7 protein-coding genes and 2 pseudogenes are annotated in these 6,142 nt (G+C 71.0%); 6 read left to right on the plus strand and 3 right to left on the minus strand.

From position 1 onward, the window contains the following. Positions 1-133 precede the first annotated feature (133 nt). Positions 134-499: pseudogene (locus tag HLK59_RS47255) on the minus strand (dihydropteroate synthase); the annotation flags it as partial. 142 nt (positions 500-641) lie between these two features. Between HLK59_RS47255 and HLK59_RS47260 the strand changes: the two are divergent. Beyond that, on the plus strand, positions 642-1,016 hold the full coding sequence (locus HLK59_RS47260) for a DivIVA domain-containing protein (RefSeq protein ID WP_171147865.1): 375 nt from the start codon (positions 642-644) through the stop codon (positions 1,014-1,016). Then, positions 1,013-1,594, plus strand: a complete 582-nt coding sequence (locus HLK59_RS47265) for a DNA-3-methyladenine glycosylase I (RefSeq protein WP_171147866.1) — start codon at positions 1,013-1,015, stop codon at positions 1,592-1,594. The genes HLK59_RS47260 and HLK59_RS47265 overlap by 4 nt, the downstream gene beginning before the upstream one ends. A gap of 3 nt (positions 1,595-1,597) precedes the next feature. Here the strand turns inward: HLK59_RS47265 and HLK59_RS47270 are convergent, their stop codons facing one another. Continuing rightward, positions 1,598-2,389 (minus strand): enoyl-CoA hydratase-related protein, encoded by a 792-nt coding sequence (locus HLK59_RS47270; protein ID WP_171147867.1) that lies wholly within the window; start codon positions 2,387-2,389, stop codon positions 1,598-1,600. 350 nt (positions 2,390-2,739) lie between these two features. Between HLK59_RS47270 and HLK59_RS47275 the strand changes: the two genes are divergently transcribed. Further along, positions 2,740-2,907, plus strand: coding sequence for a DUF3117 domain-containing protein (locus tag HLK59_RS47275; protein ID WP_003966491.1), 168 nt, complete (start codon positions 2,740-2,742; stop codon positions 2,905-2,907). A 122-nt stretch (positions 2,908-3,029) separates the two neighbouring features. On the opposite strand, the gene HLK59_RS47280 is transcribed toward HLK59_RS47275, so the two are convergent. Beyond that, positions 3,030-3,662 carry an O-methyltransferase gene (locus HLK59_RS47280; protein WP_171147870.1) on the minus strand — a complete coding sequence of 211 codons (633 nt, stop codon included), beginning with the start codon at positions 3,660-3,662 and terminating at the stop codon, positions 3,030-3,032. Between the two features lie 301 nt (positions 3,663-3,963). Here HLK59_RS47280 and sigE point away from each other — a divergent pair, with 301 nt between their 5' ends. The 3 genes and pseudogenes from sigE to HLK59_RS47295 all read left to right on the plus strand — a co-directional run. Next, positions 3,964-4,659, plus strand: a complete 696-nt coding sequence (sigE, locus tag HLK59_RS47285; protein WP_171147868.1) for an RNA polymerase sigma factor SigE — start codon at positions 3,964-3,966, stop codon at positions 4,657-4,659. Further along, positions 4,656-5,591: a zf-HC2 domain-containing protein gene (locus HLK59_RS47290; protein ID WP_171147869.1), complete on the plus strand. Its 936-nt coding sequence runs from the start codon at positions 4,656-4,658 to the stop codon at positions 5,589-5,591. The genes sigE and HLK59_RS47290 overlap by 4 nt, the downstream gene beginning before the upstream one ends. A gap of 156 nt (positions 5,592-5,747) precedes the next feature. Beyond that, positions 5,748-6,142: pseudogene (locus tag HLK59_RS47295) on the plus strand (protease); the annotation flags it as partial.

A 6,142-nucleotide genomic window follows, 5' to 3' on the forward strand; every position in this document is an offset into this window, starting at 1 on the left:
TGGTATACTGTTCTGTTTGTGTAGTGTATGCTAGTAGTGCGAGTGGTACGAGCGTCTTTTTTTTGCATCACCCGGGGTCCCCCCTGCCCTTCAGTTGGGTATGTCAGGAAAAGATCAGATGTGTATAATCGACAGGATCGACCCCGCCCCACGCGTCGTTCAGCAGATCCGCCCCCGCCTCGCACACGGCCGCACCGACCGACGCCCGCCAGGTGTCCACGCTGATCACGACATCCGGGAACCGCCGCCGCACCTCCGCCACGAACCCGACCGTCCGCCGCGCCTCCTCCTCGGCGGAGACCTCCTCACCCGGCCCGGCCTTGACCCCGCCGATGTCGATGATCGCGGCACCCTCGGCCACCGCCTGCTCCACGCGCGCGAGGGCCGGTTCGTCACGGAAGGTCGCGCCCTGGTCGTAGAAGGAGTCCGGGGTCCGGTTCACGATCGCCATGATCACCGGCTCGTGCGGCCCGAATTCCCGCCTGCCCAGCCTGAGCATCCGCTGTGACCTCTCGTAGTACGACCTGGGAACGGCCGCTTCCTCGGCCGCCTGCGACCCTAACTGTCAGACTCGCATGGCACGATCGGACTCTGACACATTCGACTCCGAACACATTCACCGAGCGTGGGGACCCTCAGCGATGGTTATGTTCTTGTTCCTCGTCGTCGCGCTCGCCGTCGTGGTCGCCGCGGTGACGCTCGCCGTGGTGGGCGGCGGCGAGACGGGCCCCCTGCCCGAGGCCGCCCCGGAGCGGCTCCAGGACCCCCTGCCGCTGGAGCGCCCGGTCAACCGCGCCGATGTCGAGGCCCTCCGCTTCCCGCTCGCCGCCCGCGGCTACCGGATGGGCGACGTGGACGACGCCCTCAGCCGCCTCGGTGCCGAACTCGCCGAACGCGACGCCCGGATCGCCGACCTGGAGTCCGCCCTGGCCGGTGCCCAGGCCGTCACACACGGCGCGTCCGTCTCGCATGTGTCCATGGAGAAGCCCGCCGAGGGGCCGGGGGAGCAGCAGTGACCGACGGCGCCGCCCTCGCCGGTCCGGACGGCGCCCTGCGCTGCCCCTGGGCGCTGTCCACCGAGGACTACGTCGCGTACCACGACGAGGAGTGGGGCCGCCCGGTCCACGGCGACGACGCCCTGTACGAACGCCTGAGTCTGGAGGCCTTCCAGTCCGGCCTCTCCTGGATCACGATCCTGCGCCGCCGCGAGGGCTTCCGCGCCGCTTTCGCCGGCTTCGAGATCGCCGAGGTCGCGACGTTCACGGACGCCGACAAGGACCGCCTCCTCGCCGACGAGGGCATCATCCGCAACCGGGCCAAGATCGACGCCACGCTCGCCAACGCACGCGTGCTGGCCGACTGGGCGCCGGGTGAGCTCGACGAGTTCATCTGGTCCCACGCCCCGAAGAAGCCGGGACCGGCCCCGAAGACCCTGGGGGACGTCCCGGCGATCACTCCGGAGTCGACGGCCCTGTCGAAGGCCCTGAAGAAGAAGGGTTTGCGGTTCGTCGGGCCCACCACGGCGTACGCGCTGATGCAGGCGTGCGGGCTGGTGGACGACCACCTGGCCACGTGTGTGGCCAGGCGGGGTTGACCCTCAGCGGCCCAGGTACTTCGGCGTCTCCTTGTTGACGAAGGCCCGCACGGCGATCGCATGGTCCTGGGAGGACCCCGCCCGCGTCTGCAACTCGTCCTCCTTCTCCAGCGTCTCCGCCAGGGAATGGGAGGATCCGTACGCCACGGCCTCCTTGATCGCCGCGTACGCCACCGTCGGCCCCTCGGCCAGCGCCCGCGCGACCTTCTCGGCCTCGCCCGCCAGCTCGGCGGAGGGCACGAGCCGGTTCACGATCCCCAGCTCGTACGCCTCCTGCGCCTTGATCGTCCGCGGGAAGAGCAGCAGGTCGGCGGCGCGCCCGGGCCCCACCACCCGGGGCAGGGTCCAGGAGACCCCGGAGTCGGCCGTCAGCGCGACCCCCGCGAACGACGTGTTGAATCCCGCGGTGTCCGCCACCACCCGGTAGTCCGCCGCCAGCGCCAAACCGAATCCGGCCCCGGCCGCGACCCCGTTCACCCCGGCCACCACCGGCTTCGGCATCTCCGTCAGGCTCCGCAGGATCGGGTTGTAGTGCTCCGCGACCGTGCTCATGACCTTCGCCGAGCCCTCGGCCAGCAGCCCGATGTGCTCCTTGAGGTCCTGTCCCACACAGAAGGCCCGGTCTCCGGCGGACGTCAGCAGCACCGCCCGTACGGCCCCGTCGGCCGCCGCGGATTCCACCGCCTCCCGCAGAGCGACCTTCGTCGCGATGTTCAGCGCGTTCATCGCCTCGGGGCGGTTGAGCGTGATCGTCGCGAGCCCGTCGCTCACCTCGTAGAGCACGGTGTCTGCCATGGTCCATCCCCTCATGCGTCTGCTGCCGGTCCATGGACAGCATGGCGGAGATCACTGTCCATGGACCGGAACGGACGTGTGACCTGCGTCAAAGAATGTGCGGCGGAAATCGGTCGCCGGATACCTGTGCGGCCGCGCAGTATCGCAGTCACATCGCCGAATTGGGTGGTTTTGCTCGCGCGCGTTGCCCAAGCGATGCCGACTGATGTTGGTCATCGGGTCCTGAGATGCGGGATAATGGCCTGGAAGCAATGTGTTCGATGCCGGTGTCGCGTGCCCACGCACGACACGCGTGCCCTCCCAGGGCCGTCGGCTTTGACGATGAGCTGGTTTCAGGAAGGGGAACGAGCATGGCGGCCATGAAGCCGCGGACGGGCGATGGCCCGCTCGAGGTGACCAAGGAGGGGCGGGGCATTGTCATGCGCGTTCCGCTCGAAGGCGGCGGGCGGCTCGTCGTCGAGCTGACCCCTGACGAGGCCGACGCGCTCGGTGACGCCCTCAAGAAGGTCGTCGGCTGACGCGGAAGCGGCCATACCCTTTCAGCTGCCCCGGCATCGGCATCGATGCCGGGGCAGCTGTTTGCCCAGGTCAGTGCGGTGCGGTTCGGTGTGGTGCGGCCCAGCTCAGTGCGACGCGAGGGTCAGCGCTTGACCGCGCACAGCAGCCCGTCGCCCACGGGCAGCAGCGACGGGACCAGCTCCTGGCTCTCCCGCACCGCGCGCAGCAGCTCGCGCAGCCGCAGCACCTCGGTGGGCTGCGGACCCGAGTCCACCGTCCGGCCGTGCGCGAAGACACCCTCGAAGACGACCAGTCCTCCCTGCCGCAGCAGGCGCAACGATTCAGCGAGGTAGTCCATGACCTCCTGCCGGTCGCCGTCGCAGAAGACGAGGTCGTAGCCGGCGTCGGCGAGGCGGGGCAGGACGTCCAGGGCGCGGCCCGGGATGAAGCGGGCCCGGTTGCTGGCGAACCCGGAGGCGCGGAAGGCCTGCCGGGCGAACTGCTGGTGCTCCGGCTCGGGGTCGACCGTGGTGAGCACGCCGTCCGGCCGCATGCCGTGCAGGAGATGGATACCGGAGACGCCGGTGCCCGTGCCGATCTCGGCGACCGCCTTCGCGTCGACGGAGGCCGCCAGCAACCGCAGGGCTGCGCCCGCGCCGGGCGACACCGAGCGCAGGCCCGCTTCACGGGCCCGGTCACGGGCCCAGCGCAGCACTTCGTCCTCGGCGACGTAGGCGTCGGCGAACGCCCAGCTCGTCTGCCGGTTGGCGGTAATGACCCTCTCCTGTCCCCGTGGTTGCCTGGGCGTGACTGTATCCGTTGGGGCCGGGAACCCGCTGATGGGACCGGGCGTTTAGAGGGGTGGAGACGCACCCGGGGGGACACAGTTGGATCACGATGACGAGCAGGGGCCCGAGCGGGCGGTGACGCAGCCGCACGAGCGGTATCAGCCCAGATCAAATTCTCGTAAAACCGCTTATCCGGAGCTAACGGGCGAGGTGGCTATGGTAGGGACTCCACTGGACACCACCAGAGCCGACAGGGGAGGTGCGGCCGCGCCTGTGGATCGGGGAGGAGTGCTGAGGCGCTTCCTCGGATCGGCGGGTAGGCCGAAATCCGTGAACGACACCGCTGCTGACCACAGCCACGGCGAATACGCCACCGCGACCTTCTCCACCGACGCGGACGGGCAGGCCTGGACTCCTCCGACGTGGGAGGAGATCGTCAGCACGCACAGCGGCCGGGTCTACCGGCTCGCCTACCGCCTGACGGGCAACCAGCACGACGCCGAGGACCTCACTCAGGAAGTCTTCGTCCGCGTCTTCCGCTCGCTGTCGACCTACACGCCCGGCACCTTCGAGGGCTGGCTCCACCGCATCACCACCAACCTGTTCCTGGACATGGTCCGCCGCAAGCAGCGCATCCGCTTCGACGCCCTCGGCGAGGACGCGGCGGAGCGCCTGCCCAGCCGTGAGCCGTCACCGCAGCAGGTCTTCAACGACGCGCACTTCGACGCGGACGTCCAGCAGGCTCTCGACACCCTCGCGCCCGAGTTCCGCGCCGCGGTCGTCCTGTGCGACATCGAAGGGCTGTCCTACGAGGAGATCGCCGCCACCCTGGGCGTCAAGCTCGGCACGGTCCGCTCGCGTATCCATCGCGGCCGCTCCCAGCTGCGCAAGGCACTCGCCCACCGTTCACCGGAGGCCCGGGCCGAGCGTCGCTCCTTCGTGCCCCGCGTCGCCGCTCTGGGGGGAGGGGGCGCGACCGCGTGAGTGGATCACGGCCCAATCCCGCCGAAGGGCGGTTCGCGGAGCATCACCTGGGAGACCGACTCGCCGCGCTGGTCGACGGCGAGCTCGGTCATGAGACGCGCGAGCGCGTCCTCGCTCACCTTGCCACCTGCACCAGGTGCAAGGCCGAGGCCGACGCCCAGCGCCGGTTGAAGAACGTCTTCGCGGAGGCCGCGCCCCCGCCTCCCTCCGAGAGCTTCCTGGCCCGCCTCCAGGGGCTTCCCGGAGGAGGTGACTCGGACGGCGGCTCGCCGTTCGGGGGAGGATTCCCCGACGGTTTCCCCGGACGGCCCGGCACCGCCGGGGTCTTCGGCGTGACGCGCGGCGAGCGCTTCGAGTTCGACTACGTCCCCGCGCCGTCGCACGCCTCCGCGCTCACCCCCGCCACCGGCGGTTTCCACATCCATGACGTCAGCCGGCACGAGGCCGAGCGGTCGGCGTCGCGCGGTATGCGGTTCGCCTTCGTCGTGGGCGGGGCGGTGTCGCTGGCCGCGATCGCGCTGGGCGGCGTCACCACCGTCGCGCCGACCGACGCGGACGCCCGTGGCGGCTCCGGCGGCAGCAATGTCACCCCGGCCCGCACACAGAGCGGCACCGGCACCGCGACGCCCGACAGCCAGCGCCGCCGTGCGGTCGGTCCGCTGTTCGCCCAGGACCAGTCCCGGATCGGCGCCCCGGTCGCCCCGACCGAGGTGTCCGCGCCGCTGGTCCCCGGCACCCAGGCGCACGAGGCCACGCTGACCACACCCGTGGTGGCCGGCGCGGCCGCCATGTCCCCGTTGATACGTCCGCTCAGCGAGTCCTCGCCGCTCTCCTTGACCTCCTGGTCCACGGCCACGGACCTCACCCCGCCGGGCCTGCTCGCCGCACCCGTCCCCGACGCGACCTCCTCCCCCTCCGGTACCACCCGCTGACCCGGCCTCTGCGCGTCAGCCCCCGAACCTGGTTGAATCCAGGGAGAGCCGTGCCCGTGCCTGTCCGGCAGATCAGGCCGTGGTCGCGGCAGCGTGCCTGACAGGCGCAGGTGAGCGGGGCCGACGTGCCGGCCAGGCCCCGGCTGTGGGGAGAGCATGAACGAGGGGAAGCCCACGAAGGCGAAGTGGTGGAGCCGACCGCGTCCGCAGGGCCCTGCGGACCAGGCGGTGGGGGCTCCGGCCGCGCCGGGCGAGTACAGCGTGGGGACCGAGGGGGCACCGCCGATGCCGGATCGCACCGCCGACGGTGACTACGAGCTGAGGCAGCCTCAGGATGTGGCCGACACGGCCGACGCCGGGGGCGACTTCGAGCTGAGGGCGCCGCGGGACGCCGTACGCGAGGACGGTGGCGACGAGGGCGGTGGTGACGAGGGCGGTGGCGACGGTGACTTCGAGCTGAGCCTGCCGCTCGCGCGGCCCGCGTCGGCGGTCGAGGAGGGCGCGGCGGACGCGTCCCCCAAGCCCCTGCACGACCCCGACCCGTACAGCAC

Origin of the sequence: Streptomyces sp. S3(2020) (genome assembly GCF_013044505.1) — a bacterium.
Lineage (GTDB): Bacteria > Actinomycetota > Actinomycetes > Streptomycetales > Streptomycetaceae > Streptomyces.